22 protein-coding genes are annotated in these 24,856 nt (G+C 42.8%); 9 read left to right on the top strand and 13 right to left on the bottom strand.

Annotation, left to right across the window (positions count from 1 at the left end; genetic code table 11):
* Positions 1–272: 272 nt before the first annotated feature.
* Positions 273–407 (top strand): hypothetical protein, encoded by a 135-nt coding sequence (locus AB4589_RS01390; RefSeq protein ID WP_004731825.1) that lies wholly within the window; start codon positions 273–275, stop codon positions 405–407.
* A gap of 156 nt (positions 408–563) precedes the next feature.
* Here the strand turns inward: AB4589_RS01390 and AB4589_RS01385 are convergent, their stop codons facing one another.
* The 3 genes from AB4589_RS01385 to AB4589_RS01375 all read right to left on the bottom strand — a co-directional run bounded on the left by AB4589_RS01385 (position 564) and on the right by AB4589_RS01375 (position 3,285).
* Positions 564–1,181, bottom strand: a complete 618-nt coding sequence (locus AB4589_RS01385; RefSeq protein WP_012600280.1) for a glutaredoxin domain-containing protein — start codon at positions 1,179–1,181, stop codon at positions 564–566.
* Positions 1,182–1,249: 68 nt separating this feature from the next.
* Positions 1,250–2,140 (bottom strand): DMT family transporter, encoded by an 891-nt coding sequence (locus AB4589_RS01380; RefSeq protein WP_371709553.1) that lies wholly within the window; start codon positions 2,138–2,140, stop codon positions 1,250–1,252.
* Positions 2,141–2,295: 155 nt separating this feature from the next.
* The gene (locus tag AB4589_RS01375) at positions 2,296–3,285 is read right to left on the bottom strand and encodes a porin (RefSeq protein ID WP_029223821.1); all 990 of its coding nucleotides are present in this window, start codon (positions 3,283–3,285) and stop codon (positions 2,296–2,298) included.
* Between the two features lie 376 nt (positions 3,286–3,661).
* Here AB4589_RS01375 and AB4589_RS01370 point away from each other — a divergent pair, with 376 nt between their 5' ends.
* Entirely contained in the window at positions 3,662–4,675 is a 1,014-nt protein-coding gene (locus AB4589_RS01370; RefSeq protein ID WP_135383670.1) for a succinylglutamate desuccinylase/aspartoacylase family protein, read from the top strand.
* Positions 4,676–4,870: 195 nt separating this feature from the next.
* Here AB4589_RS01370 and AB4589_RS01365 read toward each other — a convergent pair whose 3' ends face one another.
* The 4 genes from AB4589_RS01365 to AB4589_RS01350 form a co-directional block, all read right to left on the bottom strand.
* Positions 4,871–5,320 carry a PTS sugar transporter subunit IIA gene (locus tag AB4589_RS01365; RefSeq protein ID WP_371709551.1) on the bottom strand — a complete coding sequence of 150 codons (450 nt, stop codon included), beginning with the start codon at positions 5,318–5,320 and terminating at the stop codon, positions 4,871–4,873.
* Positions 5,317–6,573: a PTS ascorbate transporter subunit IIC gene (locus AB4589_RS01360; RefSeq protein WP_371709550.1), complete on the bottom strand. Its 1,257-nt coding sequence runs from the start codon at positions 6,571–6,573 to the stop codon at positions 5,317–5,319. The genes AB4589_RS01365 and AB4589_RS01360 overlap by 4 nt, the downstream gene beginning before the upstream one ends.
* A 10-nt stretch (positions 6,574–6,583) precedes the next feature.
* The gene (locus tag AB4589_RS01355) at positions 6,584–6,853 is read right to left on the bottom strand and encodes a PTS sugar transporter subunit IIB (protein ID WP_009845707.1); all 270 of its coding nucleotides are present in this window, start codon (positions 6,851–6,853) and stop codon (positions 6,584–6,586) included.
* 285 nt (positions 6,854–7,138) lie between these two features.
* Positions 7,139–7,615, bottom strand: a complete 477-nt coding sequence (locus AB4589_RS01350) for a hypothetical protein (protein ID WP_009845706.1) — start codon at positions 7,613–7,615, stop codon at positions 7,139–7,141.
* 420 nt (positions 7,616–8,035) lie between these two features.
* Here AB4589_RS01350 and AB4589_RS01345 point away from each other — a divergent pair, with 420 nt between their 5' ends.
* The 4 genes from AB4589_RS01345 to AB4589_RS01330 all read left to right on the top strand — a co-directional run bounded on the left by AB4589_RS01345 (position 8,036) and on the right by AB4589_RS01330 (position 11,572).
* Positions 8,036–8,656, top strand: a complete 621-nt coding sequence (locus AB4589_RS01345) for a hypothetical protein (RefSeq protein WP_017100968.1) — start codon at positions 8,036–8,038, stop codon at positions 8,654–8,656.
* 441 nt (positions 8,657–9,097) lie between these two features.
* The gene (locus AB4589_RS01340) at positions 9,098–10,306 is read left to right on the top strand and encodes a NupC/NupG family nucleoside CNT transporter (protein ID WP_009845705.1); all 1,209 of its coding nucleotides are present in this window, start codon (positions 9,098–9,100) and stop codon (positions 10,304–10,306) included.
* Between the two features lie 339 nt (positions 10,307–10,645).
* Entirely contained in the window at positions 10,646–10,915 is a 270-nt protein-coding gene (locus tag AB4589_RS01335; protein ID WP_017097052.1) for a hypothetical protein, read from the top strand.
* A gap of 45 nt (positions 10,916–10,960) precedes the next feature.
* Positions 10,961–11,572 (top strand): trans-aconitate 2-methyltransferase, encoded by a 612-nt coding sequence (locus AB4589_RS01330; protein ID WP_017097051.1) that lies wholly within the window; start codon positions 10,961–10,963, stop codon positions 11,570–11,572.
* 97 nt (positions 11,573–11,669) lie between these two features.
* Here AB4589_RS01330 and AB4589_RS01325 read toward each other — a convergent pair whose 3' ends face one another.
* Positions 11,670–12,878, bottom strand: a complete 1,209-nt coding sequence (locus AB4589_RS01325; protein ID WP_372099123.1) for a DUF3541 domain-containing protein — start codon at positions 12,876–12,878, stop codon at positions 11,670–11,672.
* A gap of 273 nt (positions 12,879–13,151) precedes the next feature.
* On the opposite strand from AB4589_RS01325, the gene AB4589_RS01320 reads away from it, so the two are divergent.
* Both AB4589_RS01320 and AB4589_RS01315 read left to right on the top strand, forming a co-directional pair.
* A complete protein-coding gene (locus AB4589_RS01320) occupies positions 13,152–14,507 on the top strand; it encodes a diguanylate cyclase (RefSeq protein WP_017097049.1) in 1,356 nt (451 codons plus the stop codon).
* A gap of 164 nt (positions 14,508–14,671) precedes the next feature.
* Positions 14,672–16,243 carry a DEAD/DEAH box helicase gene (locus tag AB4589_RS01315; RefSeq protein ID WP_017097048.1) on the top strand — a complete coding sequence of 524 codons (1,572 nt, stop codon included), beginning with the start codon at positions 14,672–14,674 and terminating at the stop codon, positions 16,241–16,243.
* A 914-nt stretch (positions 16,244–17,157) separates the two neighbouring features.
* Here the strand turns inward: AB4589_RS01315 and AB4589_RS01310 are convergent.
* Positions 17,158–18,690 carry a DUF3612 domain-containing protein gene (locus tag AB4589_RS01310; protein WP_017097047.1) on the bottom strand — a complete coding sequence of 511 codons (1,533 nt, stop codon included), beginning with the start codon at positions 18,688–18,690 and terminating at the stop codon, positions 17,158–17,160.
* A gap of 170 nt (positions 18,691–18,860) precedes the next feature.
* Here AB4589_RS01310 and AB4589_RS01305 point away from each other — a divergent pair, with 170 nt between their 5' ends.
* A complete protein-coding gene (locus AB4589_RS01305; protein WP_372099122.1) occupies positions 18,861–19,463 on the top strand; it encodes a hypothetical protein in 603 nt (200 codons plus the stop codon).
* Between the two features lie 264 nt (positions 19,464–19,727).
* Here the strand turns inward: AB4589_RS01305 and AB4589_RS01300 are convergent, their stop codons facing one another.
* The 4 genes from AB4589_RS01300 to codB all read right to left on the bottom strand — a co-directional run bounded on the left by AB4589_RS01300 (position 19,728) and on the right by codB (position 24,244).
* Entirely contained in the window at positions 19,728–20,744 is a 1,017-nt protein-coding gene (locus AB4589_RS01300) for a GGDEF domain-containing protein (RefSeq protein ID WP_029223820.1), read from the bottom strand.
* Positions 20,745–21,144: 400 nt separating this feature from the next.
* The gene (locus tag AB4589_RS01295; protein WP_004730009.1) at positions 21,145–21,357 is read right to left on the bottom strand and encodes a cold-shock protein; all 213 of its coding nucleotides are present in this window, start codon (positions 21,355–21,357) and stop codon (positions 21,145–21,147) included.
* A 361-nt stretch (positions 21,358–21,718) separates the two neighbouring features.
* Positions 21,719–22,996, bottom strand: coding sequence for a cytosine deaminase (locus AB4589_RS01290; RefSeq protein WP_371709548.1), 1,278 nt, complete (start codon positions 22,994–22,996; stop codon positions 21,719–21,721).
* Positions 22,997–23,005: 9 nt separating this feature from the next.
* Positions 23,006–24,244, bottom strand: coding sequence for a cytosine permease (gene codB, locus AB4589_RS01285; protein ID WP_371709547.1), 1,239 nt, complete (start codon positions 24,242–24,244; stop codon positions 23,006–23,008).
* Positions 24,245–24,856 lie beyond the last annotated feature (612 nt).

Here is a 24,856-nt window from a genome sequence, read left to right as displayed (position 1 = left end):
TTAACTGATCGGCATTAGCTCTCTTGAGCTGCTTTTTTTATGAATGTCTAAACCAATGTCTTGGATTGCAAATGGGTATGGTGAATCAAGGTTAGACGGACTTAACATTAACTCATTGATATAACGATACAATGCTGATTTACGCAGAAACAAGAATACGGACGTTGCAATAGGATGAGTCAGTTGCACTAAAATGTGATTTAGATCTTGTTTTTGGCCGCTTTAAGTGTAGAATCCGCGCATAAGAAAATCGATTATGTGCGGAGATAAGCATGAATTACGAACTAGGCCACGCATACCTTGGTCAAATGGTAGCAAAAAACATGATGCACGAAGCATTGTATGGCAAGCCAAAGCCAAAAAAAGCATCATTCTTTAAGCGAATGATGAAGAAAATGGCGAAATAAGCATTTTCAAAAACGGAATTTAAAAAGGCCTTAAACTCGATGAAGTTTAAGGCCTTTTTCGTTTTAGCGATTAATGAAGGTCATCGCTCGTTTTGTTGTGGATGGACACAAAAAACACTGATTAATTCCCGATCGGATTTGTAACTCTGTGTGAGTTTAACCTGTCGATTGGTTGGATAGGTCGACAACATTATTCGGGATGGTATCTAAACCATTTTCTTTCATCCATGCTTCTAAGTTGTCTGCTCCACCGATGTATTTACCATCGAGCCAGATCTGAGGAACGGTTACTGGTGTTTTCTCACCAATGTGCGCTTTGACCTCTGGAATCATGCGATACAAAGCTGCGCTGTCTTTTACGACATCGTGGTATTGGTATTCAACACCCGCTTCATCAAGCATTTTCTTTGCCTTAACGCAGAATGGGCAGGTCGCTTTACCATAAACGATGTTGCCTTTTAGGCTGTCGCGTTTGGTCCACTCTTTGATCACGGATTGAACTAACACACCGCGGTTAAGCGCTTCGCCTTGGCTTACAACCTTGCCTTCAACAACAAGGATTGGAGCATGCCAAGAACCCAGTTTTAGCGGCTCCCACCAGTGAGACAACCAATCTTTCACTTCCAGTTCGACATCGACATCTGATAACTCATTCTCAAAAGTATCCTTAAGAATGTCTTTGGTAAGGGTACATTCCCCACATGGGATATTAACTTTAAATGGACCCCAGCTGCCTGCCCAACGGTATAGTGTAATCTTGACTGGTTTCTTCATGCTTACGGCCTCGTTTGAATTCTCTTATCCATATAGAACGGACAGTCGAACTATTTATTTCATCGATCCTAAACTTTCTTTATTTTCGCCGGTTTTTTCGTTTCCCAATGGGTAATAAATGCAACTGACGCAATAATAATAGCAGCCCCTAGCCATAAACGACCCGGTGGAACCCAACTAAATACAATCCAACCCGCTAGAACATTTAACGGTAATTTCGCGTGGTCAAAAGGTTGCACAAACGAAGCATCAGCAACTGAGTAGGCTTTTACAATTGCCCATTGAGCGAGTGCCGTCATAACACCGACAACAATCAAGATAGCCCAAATTGTACCGCCGCTTGGAGTCTGCCAATCTGGCGCGGCAAGCAGGATGTTAAATGGTGTGATCAATAGCAGCAAGTACACCACCATGGTTGAAGGACTGTCTTGCGAAGAGAGTTTTTTCACCATGAGTGAGTAGCATGCCCAGAAGAAAGCTGCGCCAACCGGTAGCAGTGTTGCCCAGTTAAAGTCTTCTGCCCACGGCTCTAGAATCACCATAGCACCAGCGAAGCCGGCTAAGGTCGCGCCCCAGCGAGCTGCCCCAACTTTCTCTTTGAGGAAAAGTCCTGAGCCTATGGTTGCAAACAATGGCGACGTCATGAGAAGGGCAATGCCTTGCCAAATAGGTACTGGGTAAGCCAATGCCCATATCCAAAGTTGAATACCAATAACAGACAAGAAGACACGGAATACGTGCAACTTTAGGTTGTCGGTTTTTAGCGCGTGGCGAATGCCCAGCGTTTTCAGATAAGGAAGAATAGCGAACAACGCGATGGCGTATTGAATGACGGCAACGGTGGTAGAAGTAAGTCCGAAATGAATGCTAGCGACTTGAGTTAGGCTATTAATAACGGCAAAGGCTAGGCCTGCGGTTAGCATCCAGCTAGCGCCTTGGATCGGATGGTGTTGTGACATGATGCTTCTAATTATTTGATGTGGTTCACCTATGATACGGATTTAGCACCACTTAACCAGAAAAAGCATTGATGAAGTTGGTCAGAATATTTGAATATGAAAAAAGGTTGAGCAACCGCCCAACCTTTCTAGTCTCTATCTAAAGTCGATTTAGATTAGAAATCGTAGCGGACACCTAGGCGAAGTGTGTCTTCACCAGCTGTCACGATACCTTTTGCATTTTTAACTTCGTCTAAACCGTTAACGTAGTAAGAAAGGTATGTGCGGAAATTGCTGTTTAGTTTGTAGTAACCGGCTAATTCAATACCGTCGACAGCGTCTACTTTTGCTCCGCTGTTGATTTCATCTTCCTGGTAAGTATATACGACTGCAGCAGATACTTGCTTGGTGAATTTGTATTGCGCTGCAAACTCCATAGCAGTGAATGACTTAGCATCGGTACCTGTCGCTTTATCATCTAGGTCGCCTGTTGAATAAGTCGCAGCTAAGTACAGGTTGTCTAGAGAATACGCTAGGCCGGCAAGGATTTGGTCTGCGCTACCTTTATTTTCCCCTAGGTCTTCACCTGAGTAGGCTAGGCCAAGATCTAAGCCCATTGGCAGTGAGTAAACACCAGAAATGCCGTAGCCGTCAGAGTCTTTTTTGCTGTTGGTTTGGTAAGTGGCTTCTAGTTGCAGAGCATCAAAACCGCCACGGTACGCAAATACGCCATCTTCTTTATCAGAAGCTGCACCGAATGCTTGCTGCACACCAGAAAACTCAGTGATATCCGTAAAGTCAGATACGATAACTGAAGCCATATCTTGGCGACCGACAGAAATGGCTTGACCGTCAAAATCAACACCTGCGTACATGTAACGGTTTTCAAACTTATCAGAACCTGTGTCTTGCTCAGCTTCGTAGAAACCGAATGCCGTTGCAGTATCTGTAAGTTCTGTTTTACCACCAAGGTTTAAACGGAAACGAGTTTTATCTTTCATTGAACCTTCAACTTCAGCACCACCGGAACCAATGAAATCACCACGGAATTCTGCACGACCGCCAATTTTAAGTTCTGTACCATCAGAGCTGTAAACCGTTGCTGCTAACGATGAACCTGAAACTAGTGCCGCTACCACTGCAGAAGCTAGAACTGCCTTTTTCATAATCACTTACCTTGTATTTTAAAATCCGTGAGCAATGCGCTCTCCGTTTCGATATGAAACTAATCTAGAGCAGCTAAATTAAGCTTTCATTTCTGTAAAATTACATTTTCGTGAATAGGGAACTTTTTAAGTGTTGATTTTATTGCACTTTTATTTCAGGAACCTGAGTGGTTTGTGAATGGGTATACCACTCGTATTTCCTTATTCGGTTACTTTTTCAAGTTTCTATTTGGGTGAGGTGATAATGATATGAGTGAACCTTATGGTGAGGTTAGAGCTTCTTCATCTTATTAACTGTTTGTACTGATTAAGATATCCTCTATGATGCCAAAACTTAGAAAAGAATAAATTTTGCTCAACAAGATGGAGACGTTGGATGAAAACAGAGTACTTAGGCGATGTTTTACAAGGTAGGCAGGTTATTGGCGCCTTAAATGTTGAAGACTTACCGATTGGAGAGCATCAGTTTTGGTTTCAAGTAACCAGTGATGGGTTAGGGCAACCTAAAAACATGCCGGTTTCTGTTTTCAAAGGCAGTCAAGACGGCCCGAAGTTGCTGATCACTGCCGGGATTCATGGTGATGAGCTAAACGGTGTGTTGGCTGCTCAGCAAATTATCCGAGATTTAGTAGGCAACACATTAAAAGGCACGGTGACAGTTGTACCAACTGTGAATTTGTCTGGCTTGCTTAACCACAGCCGCGATTTTATCTCTTCGGATCCGGGCTCTTGCCCTGCCAACCTTAATCGACTCTTTCCGGGGGATGCACACGGCTTAGCCGCGGAGCGATTCGTCGCATCTCTGTGGGATCGCTTACTCAAACACAACGCGACATTTGCTGTTGATCTGCATACCCAAACTCGTGGTGCCGTGTATCCACTTTATGTGTTTGCTGATTACCGAGTAGAGCAATGTTTGGAGATGGCGAGGTTAATGCAGCCCGATTGTGTTCTTAATGATCCCGGCGATCCGGGTATTCTTGAAACGGTCTGGAATCGAAGTGGAATTCCGAGCATTACAGTGGAAGTCGGGATGGGGAAATTTACTCAACCTGACATGATTCAACGAGCCGTAGATGGTGTTTTTAATATTCTTTCTTACTACGAGATGCTTGATGCTGAAGGTTTACGAGACAAAAAGCCACTGCCGAGTATAGATTGGATAGAGGGCAATAATGTAGTGTCTATCCGCGCTGATATTGGTGGGTTTGTGTTGCCTCAGGTCGAGCTTTTACAAAGCGTAGAGCAAGATGATCTTTTGGCGATTCAATACGACGCTTTTGGTAATGAATGTCGTCGTTATCATGCGCCGTCTGCCGGACGTGTACTTAGCTATAACGTGGATGCATTAAGGGAGCCAGGGGCTCTTGTCTGTCGATTATTGAGTTGAGCTGCTTTTAGGTGAGAAGCTCGCAGTTGAAAGCTCTTAAGTGGTAAGCTCCTAATTGGTAAGTACTGAGTTGAAAAACTCTTTGGCAGGTGTCTCTTTGTTCATCTGGTGCATCGTCATTTGAAACGCGTAAAAAAAAGACCGAGCAGGGCTCGGTCTGATAGCTTTTCTCTGAAGTAACAGTTTCTAGCGTAACTAGTATCGCTTTAAGATCTCGATGATCTCTTGCTCTGTTTCCGCTGCGATAATGGCATCAATGTCATCATCATTTTGGAACAACTCTGATAGCGCCATAATAGTATGGATATGGCTATCTGAGTCCATCGCTGCCAGAGTGATTGAAAGGTAAACGTCACCGTTGTCTTTCGACTCTAAATCAACACCCTTTTTGAATACTGTCACCTGCAGTGATGCTTCGTTCACACCATCTTCAGGACGAGCATGAGGCATCGCAATCTTTGGTGCTAGAACATAGTACGCGCCGATGTCTTTGTGCTTTTGCTTGATAGCTTCAACATAGCTTGCTTCAATTTTCTTGCTTGCTAACAGTGTTGAACAGGTTAAATCAATCGCAGCATCAACCGTTAGGTTCTCTTCAGAGTTGATGATAACGCCTTGGTTACCGATTAAATCGAATAGGCTCATGAAACAATCCATCCTAGAATCAGACCAACAACACCGAAGTCGAAGTCAGCAAATGTTGTCGCTTCAAGCCCAAGACCACCTAGTACTGGAAGTAGTAGCATTGGTAGGAAAGAGATACACAGACCTTGCGTGAATGAACCTAGAATTGCACCACGTAGACCGCCAGTAGCGTTACCGTAAACACCTGCCGCACCACCTACGAAGAAGTGTGGAACCACACCCGCTACAATGATTGTCCACCCAAGTGCACCTTGAACTGCCATTGCTAGTAGGCCAGCCGCGAAAGAACAAAGGAAACCGATTAGTACCGCGTTTGGTGCTACTGGGAATACCATAGGGCAGTCTAGAGCAGGTTTTGCTCCTGGTACTAGTTTGTCAGAGATACCTTTAAATGCAGGAACGATTTCAGCAATTAGCATCTTCACACCTTGCAATACGATGTAAACACCACCAGCAAAGATTAGAGATTGCATGAAGGTAAATACAACCCAGTTTTGACCGCTTGATACTGTTTCTACAAACTCGCCGCCCGCAATAATAGACGCAAGCATGAAGAAGATAGCCATTGTTGTTGCTACGGCTACTGGCGTATCACGCAGGAACATTAAGCTTTTAGGAACTTGGATGTCTTCTGTTGATTTTGATGTGTCACCGAATTTGCTACCAATGAAGCCAGACACGATGTAAGACAGTGTCGAGAAGTGACCGATAGCCAGTTGATCAGTACTCATCACTTTTTCAGTGTACTTTTGGCCTAGCGCTGGCATCACAACCATTAATGTACCCACAATGATAGAGCCGATTGCGACTAGAACTGTGCCTTCAATGTTTGCTGTAGACAGAATTACCGCTACTAGCATAGACATGAACATTGTGTGGTGACCCGTTAAGAAAATATATTTTAAAGGAGTAATACGAGCCAATAAAATATTCACAACGAATGCGAAGAACATAATTAGAGCCATTTCATAACCGAATGCTTCTTGTGCTAATGCAACAATTGCTTCGTTATTTGGAATAACACCACTTACGCCGAATGCTTCAGTAAATACAACTGAGAAGTTATTTAGTGCGCCAACAAGAGCGCCAGCACCAAAACCTAAAATTAGGAAACCCATTACGGTTTTAATTGTGCCTTTTAGAATGGTGGAAATATCAGCTTTCTGTGCAACAAGGCCAATGAAAGCAATTAAGCCTACCATGATTGCTGGCTCTTTTAATAAGCCGAGCATGAATTCGAAAAAGTTCTGCATAATTTTGACCTTACATGAAAGTTTTTAGTTGTTCTTCGATTGATGCTTTGTCAAAAATATTTTTAAGGCTGATTATGTTCTCTTTTCCGCCTTCTTTCAGTTGGTTTGCAACGTCTGTCGCTGCTACCCAAATATCCGCGTTGCTTGATGCAGCTGATGACAGATCTTCGTGATCAACTTCCGCTTCGAAACCGATTTTTTTAGCCACTTCTTTCACTGCCATTTCCATCATTAGTGAAGTACCAAGGCCGTTACCGCAAACTACAAGAATCTTTTTCATAATATTTGTCTCAATTGGATTTTAGGGGTTGAGAAACTGCGTTCTCTTATTGTGTGGGAGCATAGTAATGGAAATATTGAGATTTCAATAATACCTCCATCACAAAGCTAAAATGAGATTGTGACGGAGGTCTCGCTTGTGTGTGGTAAAAATCCAGAGTGAGACTTTGATCAAATTTAACTTTTCACACGAATATGCAACGTATCTATTGAGAAAGGTTGGGGGGGAGTGTATTTGTCTATTGGAATGTAAATATATAGAGGGTCTGTTGAAGAAAATAGAGAATTAATCGTATCGACCGTAGTCGGTAAGCATTTTCTTAAGCATGCTATTAACGTCTTTGGTCTTTTTATTTCTTTTAGTTAGTTGGCTAAGAGAAGTCGGTTTTGGCGAGGTAACATTTTCACCATCTATTTCTTCGGTTTTATCTTTCATTTTCTGTACGGCAGGCAATAACATTCTAATTTCTTCATTATTGATATTGGTCAGAACCACAATATTTTCAGATTCAACTTGGGTAATAGTTAATATGCCATGCTTAACGGATTCAACCTTTTCACCAATCATAATTGATTCAGGTGCGACAGAGCGATCGGTTAACTGACCTGTACGTAATTTCGCCGCACTGATAGCGCGGATATTTCCGGTGTTTTCAAACGCAACAATAACAGTATAGGTATTATAATACTCAACTACTGTCACATAGCCGTGTCTATTTGTTTTGAATCTAGCTCCATTGTTCATGTCGTGCGGAGCTTCCATTTTCTTCACGTGTTTCCTCTCTTAGTCTCAATGGCAGTTATATCTAATCAGCTCGTCTCGTTTTATAGATAATGAATGGGTGAGATAATACAAAGTATATACGCATCTAAACTTAAGATGAATCTTGAAGTCATAGTAAATGAGGGAGAACACAGAAAAGTGGTAATAATCACACAGAATTAACCGAGAGGTTACGCAGCTCTCTACATAGGTTGAACATATCACATTCATTTCATGATCTTCATTTACAACGCCTGCTGCTTAAAGTTTTATTGGGTAATTACTCAATAAAACCAACCTGATATGTGAGCCAATTTATATAAATAAGAATTGTATAAATTATTGATTTAATGAATGTTTACTGAGTAAGACAATTTTTGTTAGAACACCATCTTCAAAACAATAAGATAGGTAAATCTAATGACAAAACTCGTCAGTTTGCTCCTTGCCACAATCACGCTAGGGCTTTCAGGTTGTGCAACAGTATTAACTCCAGAACAGAGTGCGCCACAATTGAGTGTCGTACCTCAAGAAAAAGCACTGACTATTGCAGTGATTGATAAACGCCCATACGTTTTAGACCAAGATAAAGAGCCAAAGTTTGAGGGCATTATCCGTAGTTCTCTCGGTATTCCTTATTCACACAACACGGCGACACAACAGCCGATGTCTCAGTTTTTGACGGATAGACTTGTTGCGGGCTTAAAGAAGCAGCAAGTGACGGTGGACTCAGTCGAGACGACACCAAACGAAGACATCACTAAAGTCGCTGAGCAGATGAAAGCGTTCGACAATAAATCGATGATGTTCGTCTTGAATGAATGGAAATATGATTTCCATGCGTTTACGGATAACTCTTGGTACAACGTAAATGTGATTATTTACGACGAAGTAGGTAAGAAACTGCTGAGCAAAAACTTCCAAGGCGAGAACGATGTGCCAGATGGTGGTGTGATCATTAATGAAATGCAGCTTATCTATAAACAACGTTTCGAAGAAATCTTCCAAGACGTTGAAGTGAAAAGTGCATTGCTTAATTAATTTTGCCCATTTCGATAATATCCTTTAGAAAGCCACACTTTGTGGCTTTTTATTTTAAACTTCCTGCCTCGACGTTCTTTTTGACTGATAAGTTAAAAATGACGATAAACACTGCGTTTTGTTTAATCCTTGACCGCGCGATCGTTTGCGTTGAAAAATGTGATGAAAGTCTCACTTAACTGTTTATACTTCTTTTCCGGTTTTAAGCCGGTGCTTAGCCAATACAAGCCGTCACATGGATATGTGAATGACCCCACGGACCGGACCAGCTACGTTCCACTGCTTGTATAAGGTGATTTTTACATGAACAACTCGTTGTTACATTCGCTAACCCTGTTAGCTCCTTCATCGCGTAGCGTTTTGCTTGCGGTTCTTTGTCCTATTCCTTTGATGTCATTCGTTTGGCTCATGTTCACTCTTTAAGGATTACTAGGACACATTATGAATATTCTATTTGGTTTTGTCGGTGTTCTTGCACTGATTGCTTGTGCGTACCTGCTATCTGAAAGTCGTTCTTCGATTAACTGGAAAACAGTCTCTCGTGCACTATTACTTCAAATCGGCTTCGCGGCTTTGGTGTTATATTTCCCATGGGGACAATTGGCGCTAACGAGCCTAAGTAATGGCGTTTCTAGCCTGCTTGGTTTTGCAGACGCTGGTATCGCATTCCTTTTCGGCGACCTTGCAACTGAAGGTTTCATTTTCGCGATACGCGTACTTCCAATCATTATCTTCTTCAGTGCTCTGATTTCTGCACTTTACTACCTCGGCATCATGCAAAAAGTGATTCAAATCTTGGGTGGAGCGGTGCAAAAACTGCTGGGCACCAGTAAAGCTGAATCCTTGGTAGCGACAGGTAATATCTTCCTTTCTCAGGGTGAGTCTCCTCTTCTTATTCGTCCATTTTTAAAGTCTATGACTCGTTCGGAACTGTTTGCTGTAATGGCAGGTGGTATGGCGTCGGTAGCGGGTAGTGTGCTTGGTGGTTATGCTGGTTTAGGTGTTGAACTTAAATACCTTATCGCCGCAAGCTTCATGGCAGCTCCGGGTAGTCTGTTAATGGCGAAGATTATCGTTCCTGAGCGCAGTACACCAAGTGACTACGACCATATCGAACTCGATAAAGCTGACCAAAGCAACGTGATCGATGCACTGGCAAGCGGCGCGATGAACGGTATGAAAGTCGCGGTGGCTGTCGGTACTATGTTGATTGCATTCGTGAGTGTAATTGCGATGGTGAACACTGGCCTAGAAAGCTTAGGTGAGACGTTCGGTTTTGCCGGTATTACGCTGCAAGCTATCTTTGGTTACCTGTTCTCACCACTAGCATGGCTGATCGGTATCCCAAGTGATGAAGTATTGATGGCGGGTTCTTACATTGGTCAGAAGATCGTAATGAACGAGTTTGTTGCTTTCATCGACTTCGTTGAGAACAAAGCGCTGTTATCTGAACATAGCCAAGTCATCGTCACTTTTGCTCTATGTGGTTTTGCTAACATTGGTTCTATTGCTATTCAGCTGGGTTCAATCGGTGTTATGGCACCAGAGCGTCGTGCTGAAGTGGCAAACTTAGGCTTGAAAGCAGTCGCTGCTGGTACGCTTGCAAACCTAATGAGTGCGTGTTTAGCGGGTATCTTCATCCTGCTTTAAGCGAGATTCAGTTCAAGCGCCTAAATTCAGTTGAAGCGGGCACCTTTCTTGCGGATTTAACGTGAGAAGGGTGTCCGCTTTTTTGTGCCTGCTCGTTAAGTTGATTCAGATTTTGAACCACCACTTTTATTGCTATGCGGTGTATAAGGCTCACTCGGAAGAGTAATAGAGCAAGCCTGTTTTATCCGATATACTTGAATATCATTAGGTTGCGATTAATAGCATTCGGCTTCAATTAAGAAAATCCGGTTTCTATTAAGAACACTCGGTTCCGAATAAGAATATTCCGTTCCGACTAAGAATACGGCAACCAAGCTCAAATTTATCAAGGGTCTCTCTATGAACATGCGCGCTCTCATCGGTCTTATTGCTACCTTCATTGGCTTGTTTGCGATGGTTTATCTTATTGCTGGTGGTACTCAGTTTCCTATCTATCAGTGGCCGCAAGAAGCGTATCTCGGTTTGGTGTTTAGCGTAGTATGGGGCACTGGCGTCGCAGCATCGGTGGCTTATGTCTTTTCAGCTTTGGTGTTTGTGACTGTCGCCGTGGTTTGTTATGCGGTCGGTTATAAAATCGGTGGGCTCTTTTCTTCAAATTCTGACGTCTAAGTTTATTGAGGCGTACTTATGTTCATTGAAGTGAGATTTGTTTGAATGCACTGGCTCGATCGTTGGAAAGTGTATCGCTATCATCGCAAACAGGCTAACCGCTCGAATGGCGACAAGGCTAAAGCTTTAGGGTGGACCAGCGAAGAGAGCCAATTGTGTCGCTTTGAAGTGATTGCTCGTTCGGCTGATTTCGAAAAGAAGAGTATTTTAGATTTAGGTTGTGGCTATGGCGAGCTGTTTGAGCTGCTCGACAGCATCTATCGCATTCAATCTTATACGGGCGTTGACCAACACGCAGGCTTTTTAAAGAAGGCGAAGCAGAGTTATACAGAAGATCGTTGTCGGTTTTTGTCGGGTGATATGAGCCAAATGAGCCTTGAGGTACACGATGTAGTTATCGCCAGTGGCTCATTGAATTACATCTCTCGCGACTCGGATTATCTGACTAACATGATTACTCGCATGTTTGGACTAGCGAATCAGACGGTGATTTTTAATCTGCTCAATTCAAGCCAATATCCTTCACGCAATACCTTGATGAGTTATCACCCTCAAGGCGTATATCGATTTTGTAAAACACTCTGTGACGATGTCTCCTTGATAGAAGGATACGCAGAAGGGGATTTCACGATAGTGATGAACAAAGTCGTACCCTGAGTCTGAATGAAGTGTTGGTGTGGTAAGAGTTAAAAAAGCCGCAGACCTTGAGAGGTTTGCGGCTTTTTGGGTTCTAAAATCAACTTAAGTATTACTGCTAGTGCTTCAGCGGTTGATTTTCAACTAGTCCGTAAGGGATGTTAGTAAAGACTTTTGGGTTACCTTCATAAGTCGGTGCTTCGTTCACTTGCTGCCAATCGAGTAGCATGATAGCGAGTACGTTGCGGTGCTCTCCATACTTGAGATCAAAATCACCGGTGACTGAAGGGATCATACCTTTTGTCTTATCGATAGATGCCTGGATTGCGAGCCTAGTTTTCTCTACAACCGGGTCATTCTCTAGACCGGCTAATAAGAAAGTCAACCCAACCTCAGCAATCACATCCTCTTTAGCTCGTAACAGGATAGTATCGATGTTTTCTCTGAAGTAATCGTAGATCCATTGGTGTTCTTGCTCGCTTACTTGGTGCTGGTAATACTCAGAATCTCCAAAGATCACATGTGTCATACCATAGATCTTATTGCCGTATTGCTGGCTTGAAAGCTTCTTGTCGTTATCGTCTGGGTAGGCTTTTTTGAAGGTATCGACAAATTCATCAACGACATCTTGTTCACCCAATTGGCGTAGCCAGTAAACTTGATTAGCGAGTTGGGCTGCCCACGCTTTCACCATATCTTCATTGGTCACGTATCGTGAAAAGTCATAACGACGAATAATCTCGCGCAGTTTGACATCGTTCTTGTGTTCTAAACCGTACTCATTGGCACGCGCCATAGAGCCGAGAAGGTCAACACCAAGATATAGATATTCTGGCATGTGCTTGGTGATGTTGTAGCGTCGAACACTGCGTTCATCGCTATCGCCAACATAGGAAGCAACACGCTTTTCTGAGTACAGTACGATTTGTTCCATGGTGTGAACATCATTCGACAAGCGGCTGAGCTTACTTGCGACACGTGCCATGTCACTCCATACCGCGGCAGAATATTTGTCGTCTAATGTTTGTCGATACATACGCAAACCATAGTGACCCTCTTTGAATACAGGCAGAGTGTAAAGTTGGCTTTCGTAGGTTGTGCGAATCAGATCGGCGGATTGTTTAAAAGATTGCTCTTGAGAGTCGAGAACACCAGCTTGTAATTGAATACTTGGTACGCTTGTTGCTTGTATGTTAACAGGCTCTTGTATAGTAACAGTCTGTTGTGTGTCAAAAGCCGTTAGCGTATCTGAAGTAGCTTGTGCGTGAACCGCAACCGCAACTGAGATTGATAACAATGTGCACAGAGTTAGCGTTTTTAGCTTCATGTTCGTAAGGTACCAAGCTGATTAATTGTGAATATAAAATAACACTCATGAATCTTTCAATGTAAGGTTTTGGTCAATACATTGTAATCTTTAATGAGATTGATTCGATATTTGGTTCAGTAATCAATGTGTCTAATGGACTTTAAGTGATGAATGACTCAATAATGAAATGAGCACTAGGCTAAGTGTATGTATTTAAATAGCTTAACGGCATACTTAAAGAGTTAGTCTGATATGAGCAAATTTAAGAACAAAAAGGTTTAGGAGGTCTGAATGCCAAGTGGTTCTAGCAAGCAATGGCCTGCCAAATTATTATCTTTACTGTTTTTTTTAGTGGTAATGAGTGCTATCGAGTTTTTTCACTCTAAAGAGTTATCCTACCTGAAAGATGAATCCTACTCTGAGGCAAAAAAGCAGCTATCGATCATTCGTTCTCGAATCGAAGCCGCGATCGTGTCAGATATGTATATCCTCAATAATTTTTCGACCTTAGTGACCATAAACCCTGATGGTGAGGTGAAAAATTGGGACAAGATTGCTGAAAGTATTATTAAAGATGGTTTCCATATTCGTCTTATTGGGCTAGCCAAAGACGACATTCTAAACTTTGTTTACCCTATGGAAGGCAATGAGCAGATTCTCGGTATTAATTATCGTGATTATCCAGACCAATGGGAGTCTGTTGAGATAGCCCGTAATCTTGGCAACACCTTTATTGCTGGTCCTTTTGAGCTGTTTCAAGGTGGCCAAGCTATCATTACGCGCACTCCGATCTTTCGAGACCCGCCTTTTAACGAAGACTATTGGGGTGTATCCAGTGCCGTTATTAGTTTAGATGAGCTGTTTGAAGATGTCGGAATTGGGATACTCGAAAACAAGTATAAACTCGCGATTCGCGGTGCAAACAGTTCGGGTAAAGATGGCGCGGTCTTTTATGGCTCTCAGGACGTATTTGATAATGCTTTTGTGACTGAACAGGTGAGCTTTCCATACGGTGGTTGGTACCTTGCTCTCTCTGGTAATGAGCATGTGTTGATGGATGTGCAGTGGTATCGAATTCAAGCAGTAAGGTTGGTGGGTTACACCATAATGTTAGTGCTGGCGTTTGCCTTCTTTACTATTTATCGCCTGTACCGAATTGCAGATAGTCGCTCTATGCATGATGAACTCACCATGCTACCTAATCGTCGATACTTTATGTACAGCCTAAAGCAGGCGTTCAAAGTCACCCAAAAGCAGAGAGCAAGAACCTTTGCTGTGGTAAATATCGATCTTGATGGCTTTAAAGCGATCAATGATACTTTTGGGCATGCGGCTGGCGATCAGGTGCTTATTGAGTGTGCTAATCGCATTAAGAGCGAGTTACGTGGTTCAGATATCGTTGCGAGAATCGGTGGTGATGAGTTCTTAGTTTTGTTACCACGCATCATTGATGATCAACATGTCTCTTCGATTGTAGCTAAACTTCGAAGAGCGATATGTAGCACACCTGTTGTTTATGATACGCACTCGATTTATCTTCGAATTAGCGTTGGTTGGGTAATTCATAGCAATAACTACAGTGATGTCGATGCACTACTCAAAGCAGCTGATGAAAAAATGTACGAACAGAAACGACAAATTTTATAGGTTGGATTGGATCTGTTATTAGAATTTAGTTGCTGAATGTGGGGAAAAGCCTCAGAATACCGCGCTTTGCTCTTTATCAATCCTATTGATGAGCGAAAGCTGTAGCAACGACTTCTTTCTGCGCGTTGCTCATACTAAATGTTATTCAACTGAGAAAATAATCTATGAGTTTTACCTCCCTTGGCCTTTCTGAACCGATCCTTAAAGCTATTGAAGCACAAGGTTACGATAAGCCATCACCAATCCAAGAGAAAGCCGTACCAGCTGTCCTAACGGGCAAAGATGTAATGGCCGCTGCTCAAACAGGTACAGGTAAAACTGCTGGCTTCACGCTACCTATTCTTGAAATGTTATCAAAAGGCCCTCGCGTACGTCAGAACCAAGTTCGTGCACTAGTGCTAACACCGACCCGTGAACTTGCTGCGCAAGTGAATGGCAGCGTAGTTAAATACGGTATTAACTTACCGCTTACTTCTACGGTCGTGTTTGGTGGCGTGAAAATTAACCCTCAGATGCAAAAACTTCGTAAAGGCAGTGATGTGTTGGTGGCAACACCGGGTCGTCTACTTGACCTATACAACCAAAATGCAGTGCGTTTTGATCAGCTAGAGATTCTAGTATTAGATGAAGCTGATCGCATGTTAGACATGGGTTTCATCCGCGACATCCGTAAGATCTTGGCTTTTCTACCTAAGAAGCGTCAGAACTTACTGTTCTCTGCAACGTTCTCTGATGATATTCGTAGCTTGGCTAAAGGCTTAGTAAATAACCCAGTTGAAATATCGGTAAGCCCTGCAAACTCAACAGCACCCACTGTTGAACAAAGTATTTATCCAGTAGATAAAAAGAAAAAAGCGCCAATGCTAGCTAAGCTGATCAAAGATAATGATTGGCGACAAGTGTTGGTGTTCAGCAAAACAAAACATGGTGCAAACAAGCTTGCTCGTTTCCTTGAAGAGCAAGACATCACTTCTGCTCCTATCCATGGTAACAAGAGCCAAGGCGCGCGTACTAAAGCCTTAGAGAACTTTAAAACCGGTAAGGTACGAGTACTCGTAGCGACCGATATCGCTGCTCGTGGTATTGATATCCCACAACTTCCTCAAGTGGTTAACTTCGACCTTCCAAACGTATCAGAAGATTACGTTCACCGTATTGGTCGTACTGGCCGTGCTGGTGAAGTTGGTAAAGCAATTTCATTGGTTTGTGCAGATGAAGTGGGTGAGCTATTCGGTATTGAACGCCTTATTCAACAAGTACTGGAGCGTCGTGAACTGGAAGGTTTTGCACCCGTAAACAAATTACCAGAATCTCGCTTGGATTCGCGTCCGATTAAGCCTAAGAAACCGAAAAAGACACGCGAACACTCGGATGGCCAACGTTCTGGTGAGAATGCTCGCGGCCATAAGCCAGCAGGCAAGAACAAGCGTCATGTAGCAGGTAATGGATCTGCTCCAAAGCGTAAGCCTAACTCAGGCAACAAAGCTTCAGACAGCAACTCTTCAGCTGCTGGTGATGATAAGTCTTTAAGAAATAATGGCAGCAACTATAAGCGCGGTAACAAGCCTTCTACGAATAGTTCTGGCAAGCCAGGTGGTGCAGGTAAACCTAAAAAGTCTGGTTTCGGAGGAAGTAATGGTTCGAGCAAACCGTCTAACAAGTCAGCAGGTAACAAGCCTACAGGTAACAAACCTTCACCATCTAGAAGCCGTTCTAAGCCTGCATCTCAGAAATAGTAGCTCTTTGGTAGACAGAACGTTGAGCATAGCTTTGCAAAGATTATGTAACGAGATCGCTTCGTAGGAGGGTTCTCGTTCATTGACGACTTCCTGCTATCGAACTCGAACAAGCGCGAATATTGAATTTCAATGTTCGCGTTTTTTTATGGGTGTAATTAGGGCGTGTTGACCTTTCGCGGTTAAATTTTGTTCGAGCTAAAAGTGTTTTAATCGCGGCGAGGGGGAAGTCGCCTAGTCATTCTAAGCAAATCTCCCTCAACAAAGAGTAAAACGCTTTTAGCTGAACCCTTTGGGCAGCGTTTGCTGGTCATTTCTACTACGTTATCGGCTTCTCATGTAGGCTAGCTACACATCGAAACCTCTTCCTTGTATAAATACCCAGCAACTCGCTGCAAAAATCAGCTCGAAAGATCAACACGCCCTAAGCAAACAAGAAGAGGTTTCTTCAGAGTTGAAGCTATCGAATTTATTGAAAAGTAGGTATTTATAGGAAGAGAAATTAATCTTTAATGATCTATTAATAACAACATAATCACTAGCGATTTGTTGGGTTTTGCAATTTGCAATTTCAGTTTGCAAAACAAACAGGCATTTATGGCGAATACGTGTTCAGATGCGTAGTAAATACGTATGTTTAAAGTTGGCACGCATAGTGCATTAGTAATAGTGACCCTTCTTAAGCCGAGGGTCACCTAGCCAACTGACGTTGTTAGTGAACCCATATTGTTCACACAAAATATATGACCAATCACCCTTTTGTGATTGGTTTTTTTTTGCCTGAATTTTGAGTTCTACTTGTTGGTATTACTTTTTATTAATTGTTATTACTACACTTATTATTAAGTGCAGTTAGCTCAAGCAAAACAAGCAGAGCACGACAATTTACTAATCATGCTCATACCATTCTTGCGCTAACACTCACCACACTTTGAGTAACAGCTTGGTTGGCGCGGGCATTCTCCACCTCGGGAGCAGATAAGCCTAGCCTCTGTCTCAATCCCACGTTCAATCCAATTTATATTTAGAATCTTGGCTATTGTCGTGAGATCTTTCTTGATGTTACGCGGGATTACCACAGAGCCACCATTGTTAACGCATGATGCTTTAAGTTGCTCTGCAATGTCTCTTGAATTACCGCCTTGTGCATCAATTGCAGGGTTAAGGTCTATGCCAGCACACAATACGCGATTGTTACCTGCAGGGTCCGTCATATTGATGGATTCACAGCAGTAGATTCTTGGTTCATCACCCACATTTAAAATAGATATTTGAGCCGAACTCCCTGCGCGAGGTTCTGACAATCGACGGAACACAGCCCAATGTTGACATGGATCGGCAACAGTTCTCATATTTCCCCAAGGCAGTGGAATCCCGTTCCCGCGGTACACCGCCTTGAGTTTCCCTGGCCCATAAGCATCAAAGTAGTGCCAGTGAGGGTAGGGCGATACTACCGTCATTCGACGCATAGCAACAGAGGGGGAAACCCCCGCTCTTTTGTGAACGTCGATTTCGTAACCAGTGCGGTCAAGCAACTGTCTAAATGGAACTTTCGGGCAAAGAAGTGCGCCAGCAAAGAAGCTAGATTCAAAGTCTCGCCATGCTTGAAGAATATCTTGAGAATTAAGTTGCGAAGAGCCTGAAACCTGGTTGTCGTCCCATGTGTTGTTGTTGCCGACCGACAACACACTCTTTAAGCCTTCTTTGCTATGCAGAATACAATGGCCAATATAGACCGATAAATCGTATTTCAGACGAGTGGGGTACTCTTTCAGGATTTCGTTTAAGAAGATTGTGCTAGGAGGTTCAAAGAACGAAGTGACTAGCTGTTTGGCATTAATTCCGAGTTCATCAACAACGTCTTTCGGTGTGCGTGTTACCCAACGGATGTTAATTCCTAGGCTTCTAGCGATGTCTATAAGGTCTTCTACGCTGAGGTTAAGACGTTTTAAGCCAACTTCTTCCGCTGCGCGCTCAAGGTCAGGGAAGTGGTTCTGATTGCTTTCTTGGTGTGCTCGAATCAAGAGGTGTGCAAACTGGCGGCCTGAGATCCCCGTTTGAGATAGCATCTCTGGAATTGCAATTTGCAGGATGTCGTTGGAGAAAAGAAAGCTAGGCTCGAGTGCCATGCCACTTATCCCACCACGATTCCCTTTATCAGGAGCAATGGCTTGTTGTTCAGATTCGTCGTCAAGGAACCAGGTTGGGTTCTTCTGAAAGACCTGCGCGATTACTTCTAGCATATCGATGCTTGGGACGCGCTTTCCACGTTCAATCATTGAAAGGTAAGAAACGGAAGGTGCGTATTCTGGGTTGATTCTAATACAACGCGCAGACAGATCTTCCATCGTTAAATGGTTACGTTTTCTTAGGTTACGTATTTTCGTACCTAGGAAATGAGACTGACGAACTAAACTTTTTGACAAGGCCATATTTGTAAAATTCACATTGTAAAATTTTTGTTGTGAAATTGTAGGTAAAAAAGCGCTAGTCTACAAACTAAGCAATTCACAAAATGACAAATAAGTTAAGCGTTAGTTTGGAATAATTGCTCTAGGACACATTTTTGCTATAAAAATCGGTGAATGTTCACCGGGTTAGTCAAGAGGGAAAGACTATGAATATGCTGACATTCGATAAAACAGAAATCCAAAAACAAACAAAACCATTTATCGCTGAAGCTGTCTTTGCCGTGGAGACTATCAGTGCCAAACAGCAAACTGAGAAGCAACTCAAAGCGAAGCAACTGCTAGACAGATTGTTCCCATTAGAGAACGGCTCACATCAAGATGTAACGAGCTACGTAGTTGATTACCGCCATATCATGGCTTATTTCAAAGATGGCCAACACAGCGGTCTAAAGCATCCTAAGCAGTTTGTAGCTTACATGGGTGAGAAGTGTGACCCAGACTCAATCTTGTTCCGAGATAGCAGTGGAAGCCATTTAGAAGTGATGTTTGGTTGTCATAAAGGGACGGGGTGTATTGAATTGGTCGATATCGATGATATTCAGTTAGAGTCGTGCACCACGTTTGGCCAGTCGTCAATGGAAGCGGTACAAACGAATACTGAGCGTCAAGGAATCACTACAGCAATACGTCACTGGATCAGCCTAGTTCAAGGTGATGAGAAGGGTAAACCAAAAGCATGCAGCGAAGACAAAGAGTTCCGAGCTAAGAGCGGTGAGGATTACTGTCTTAACTATTGCTACGCCCTTTAATGTCACAGCTACATCTTTGGTATTTATGAAAGATGTAGAGCCAGTGTAGTGTTAAACACTCTGAATGTATTTAGCATTAAACACTGACGACTATGCATAAACGACAAAGCCCCAACGATTAACCTACTGGTTATTGATTGGGGCTTTTTGCTTTCGATGTCAATTACGAGTCTATTTTTGAGCCTTGAGCCTTGAGCCTATAGCCTAGAAATCAGGGTTTAGTAAGTACGCCGTTTAACTGTAAATTTTTTAGATGATTGCAGATTACAGCGGCATCACTCTATTTCGACCAAGTGACTTCGCTTCGTAAAGTAGCTTATCAGCGCGTTCGATCAGTGATTGTGCCGATTCACCGGGTTCAAGTTCAGCAACACCAAACGATGCGGTGATGCTACCCACCTGTTGCCCGCTACGACGATCTTTAATCGATAGCTTTTCTAGAGAGCGGCGGTTGGTGTCAGCAAGCTGGCGTGCAATGCGTAATGATTTGTTTGGCACAATTATCGCGAACTCTTCACCACCAAACCGGTAAGCAGCAATACCTTCACGGCACATTTGTTTCAATTTGCGCGCAATGCCTTTAAGAACCATGTCACCAAATAGGTGGCCATAAGTGTCGTTGAAGTTTTTAAAATGATCGATATCGAGAAGAATTAAACACAGAGGTTGTTTCGCTTCACACAAGGTTTCTATATCACGGTCGAAAGAGCGACGGTTATAGAGTGTCGTTGTGCTGTCAAAGAGTGCATCTTTCTGCACTTCGACTAGCTGAGACTTTAGCTTAGTGATTTCTGATGTCGCAGAATTCAACTGAGAATTTAAAAATTGAGTAGAGTGACGAATATGACGAGATTCAGAAACTAACTGACGAACTAAAGACATGACTTCATCGATCGATAAACTTTCATTGTCAACGCGGGCTAAATCTTCGAAGCTTTTATCAATCATCTCAGAAAAAGCAGAGGTATCGGTCAGTGTGTCATTCATCGAATTCGAAACTTCCGAGACCAACAATTCTAAATTGGCGCGGAGGTCATTGATATTCGTTTCAGACTTGCTAGCAACATAATTATTGTAAAGCTGCTCACCAACGGCTGGAGGACAAATGCCATAGTATTCCAAGATACCATCCATGTCTTTTGTCAGCTGTGGGATAGCATTGTCAACATAGGTGTACCAAAGTGCGTAATTTGCAGGTGTAGTAGACACCCGGTTCTTCATCATAAGAGGCACCGCTTTTTTTAGATTTGCGGTGGATTTTTGAAATTCGTCTTTTTTCATGATTTTTACTGCAGATACCAAACTAACTAAGCCACTGCGACCAAGATTAGCGGATTTTACCGATCTTTGCTTTAAAAATTATATAATTAATGGATGAGGATTGGGTAAACAACTCATTTTCATTATGGAAATCGATTGCATATTTATATCGAATAATAAATAGGGTGTTATTTGACCAAAGAGGAGAGGTCCGGTTGGGGGGGCGGCTGTTGGTAAGGGTTGGCTGTAATACCAATCGCGGTCAATAATGGGTTAGCCAAGCTTGTTCAAACACTCTGCCGAAAAATGGGTAATACGGGTGAGTGTGGAAGAGGTAGTAACTCAGTGGAAGTTTTATTTCAGGCATAAAAAAGCGCCGATAAAAATCAGCGCTTTAAAATTCTTTTTAGCGAAAAGCTAATTATTGAGCAACAACGTTTGCTGCTTGTAGGCCTTTTTGACCGTTTTCAACTTCGAAAGAAACCTTTTGGCCTTCTTTCAGAGTTTTGAAACCTTCAGAAGCGATAGCACGGAAGTGTACGAATACGTCAGCGCCGCCGTTGTCTTGAGAAATGAAACCGAAACCTTTCTCTTCGTTAAACCATTTTACAGTGCCAGTATTTGTGTTAGACATAATTTGTCCCTTATTCATAAATTTTCTAAATTGTTGATTGCATTACTGCAATGCGCTGATAATTGAATTATTTAATATTGCTAAGAAATAAGGAAAAACTACTTACAAAAACGGGTAACGATTTTACATGTCATTTTTTACTATTCATCTAACTTAAATAACTCCGGCTAACAGAGCGAGTGCATGTTAACACAGTCTTTCGGGTTGTACACTCATTGATTGATAAATCAGCGAGTTTTTTTGTCATGTTGCGCTCGTTAACAAAAACTACCTACAACAGCTGATAGGTTTATAAAGTTACACGCCATGACAAAGTAAAAAGGAAGCCTAAGCCTCCTTTTCTTCGTTAGTATAGACGATATTATCGTTTGAAGTTGATATCTTCAGTCTTATCTAAATTAATTTTAGTCTTAGCTGGTTGAGTCTCTGCGATTATTTTTCCGTGGCGAATAGAGTACTGCACTGGAACTTGGCGACGTACTGCATCAAAACCGTTATCTGCAGGAAGAATTAGTAAGCTTCCTGGCTTACCTTCTTCAATGCCGTAGTTGTCTTGGATATGCAGTGTGCGTGCTGAGTTCTTGCTGATCAAATCAAGTGAGGTGTTGATTTGGTCGTAGCCCATCACTTGCGTTACGTGCAGTCCCATGTGCAGAACTTGAAGCATATTCGCTGTACCTAGTGGGTACCATGGGTCAAACACATCATCGTGGCCGAAACACACATTGATATTTGCTGCTAGCATTTCTTTAACACGCGTTACGCCACGACGTTTCGGGTAGTCGTCGAAGCGACCCTGTAAGTGAATATTCACTAACGGGTTAGCCACGAAGTTAATACCAGACATCTTCAATAGACGGAACAAGCGAGATGCGTAAGCACCGTTATAAGACCCCATTGCTGTGGTATGGCTTGCCGTTACCTTCTCACCCATTTCGAATTTGTGCGCAAGGGCTGCCAGCGTTTCAACAAAGCGAGATTGTTCATCGTCAATCTCATCACAGTGAACATCGATCAGGCAGTCGTACTTGCGTGCAAGATCGAACACGTAATGCAGAGATTCAACACCGTATTCACGAGTGAATTCGAAGTGAGGGATAGCACCGATAACGTCAGCGCCGATCTTCACTGCTTCTTCAAGCAACTCTTTGCCGTTAGGGTATGAAAGAATGCCTTCTTGAGGGAATGCAACGATCTGGATGTCGACCCACTCTTTCATCTCTTCACGAACTTCAACCATCGCTCTTAACGCAACGAGTGTTGGGTCTGACACATCAACGTGTGTACGAACGTGTTGAACACCGTTAGCTATCTGCCATTTCAGTGTTTGCTTGGCACGAGACTTTACGTCTTCGATTGATAGCAGTTCTTTACGCTCAGCCCAACGCTCAATACCTTCAAACAAAGTGCCAGAGATGTTCCAGTTAGGCTCACCAGCAGTTTGAGTAGTATCTAGGTGGATGTGCGGTTCACAGAAAGGAGTAACTGCAATGCCACCTTCAGCATCAAGGGTGTCGCCTTGATGATTGATTTGCGCGTCATTATCGAGAATGCGAGAAAATTGACCATTTTCAATCAGAATCTGTTTCAAGCCCTCTTGGTCTTGAAGTTTCGCGTTCTTGATTAATAAGGTTGTCATAGTGTGTCCTTAAGCGGCCTGAGATTTCAGAGCTTTTTTGTTCAATAGAGGATTAAGCACGAGGTAACTGATTGCACCACCTAACACTGCGTTCAAAGGAACAACGCCAGGTAGGAAGTGACCAGCGGCTACGCCTGTTGCTACCGCGATAATGCCAGCCCAGTTTACGGTTTGGAACTCTGCATTTGCAAAATCTTTGTAACGTTTACGGTTCGCGAAGAAGTCGGCGATGATTACGCCACCAATTGGTGGAATCGCCAGCGAAAGGAAGGTTAACCAACCAACGAAGTTGTTGTATAACCAAAGCGCGAAAATCGTACCGATAATGCCGTTAATGATAGACATTGTAGTACTTGAGCGACCAGTGATGTTAGATAAACCCAGACCCGATGAATAAAGTGCATTCTCATTGGTTGTCCAGATGTTCAAGCCAAGCACGATGATCGCTGGAAGCAGTAACCCTTGTGCAATCATCACATCTGAAATGTCTGATTGGCCTGTTGCTGCTGCACCGGCTGCGCCAAAGATAAACATCAGTGAGTTACCGATGAAGAACGCGACCATTGTGATTAATACTGCGCTCGCAGGCTTTTTACCAAAGCGAACAAAATCGGCCGTTAGCGTACCCGCACTAACAAATGAACCTACAACCATTGCAAGAGCCATTGAGAAGTCCATTGGTGTCTCTGGTTTAATTAGTTGCAGTTGTTCTAGTCCACCAACACTGTCTACCGCAGTCAGTACTGAGTAACCACCCAGAATCGCAATCGCAGGCACTGCAATCGCTGAAAGCACCATTAGCGCTTTAATGCCGAAGTACACTGTACCCGTCATCAACAAGCCAGACACGATAATCAAGGTGTTGGTATCAATGCCCGTTGCTTTTTGAACTGGAATAGCAAACATCGCAACACCCACACCAAACCAACCGACTTGTGTACCACCAAGTAGCGCAGAAGGAAGCCATGAGCCTTTAGTACCGAAAGAGAAACGAGCAAGAAGGTGAGTAGAGAGGCCAGTAGATGAGCCGATGTAGCCAAGAAAAGAAGTGTAAATACCGAGGATTAGGTTACCGATGAGAACGGCGAGGAAGAAATCGTTGAATGAAAGACCTGTCCCGAGTGAACCACCTGTCCACATACTTGCAGAGAAGAAAGTGAGTCCAAGCATTACCATGGTGAGTGAAGCAACTCCTTTCCTAGCCGATGTAGGAACCGGCCCTAGACTGTAGTTATTATCCGCAGCCATTTTTTACCTCCGCAATTGTTCAAAATTAAAATTAACGGTCGCCGTATTGCAGGCAAACGTGCGCATTATCGTGATATAAATAACATAGTCAATGCTAGTTTTGTCAATAAGCCATCGATTAAGGCGGTTATGTTAAAAATAGACATTTAAAACATAAGGTTACTTTTCATATTTATTCTTAAAAAATAATTAGAAAACGTTTTCTATGGCGTAGGTGGTGAGCCAGAGTTGAACCTCACTATGAATGCTGGCGATTATGGCTGTGAATGGGTGTCTGTATATTGGATGGGCGATGTTTCTTAAATTGCAGGCAAAAAAATGGCCAATCGCAATACTCGCAATTGGCCTATATATATCGTGAACAAGAAAGGTTCACTAACAACGTCAGTTGGCTAGGTGACCCTCGGCTTAAGAAGGGTCAATATGTACATTGCAGTTAGTGTGCCAACTTTTAAAGTAACGTAAAATGGGTGTTTTATAGCGATTTGGTGCGTATTTAAACGGTTTGCTTGCATTTTGGAAGTTGGCAGTTGCGTTTTGCAATTGCATTTTGCGATTTGTATTGCTTGTCATTAAGGAATAAACGATAAAAGTGAATACTGAATACTGAAT

This window comes from Vibrio sp. 10N.222.49.A3 (assembly GCF_041475145.1).
Taxonomy (GTDB): Bacteria; Pseudomonadota; Gammaproteobacteria; order Enterobacterales; family Vibrionaceae; genus Vibrio; species Vibrio tasmaniensis_A.
The sequence above is the reverse complement of the archived record's forward strand: the minus strand, read 5'-3'. Positions and strand labels throughout refer to the sequence as shown.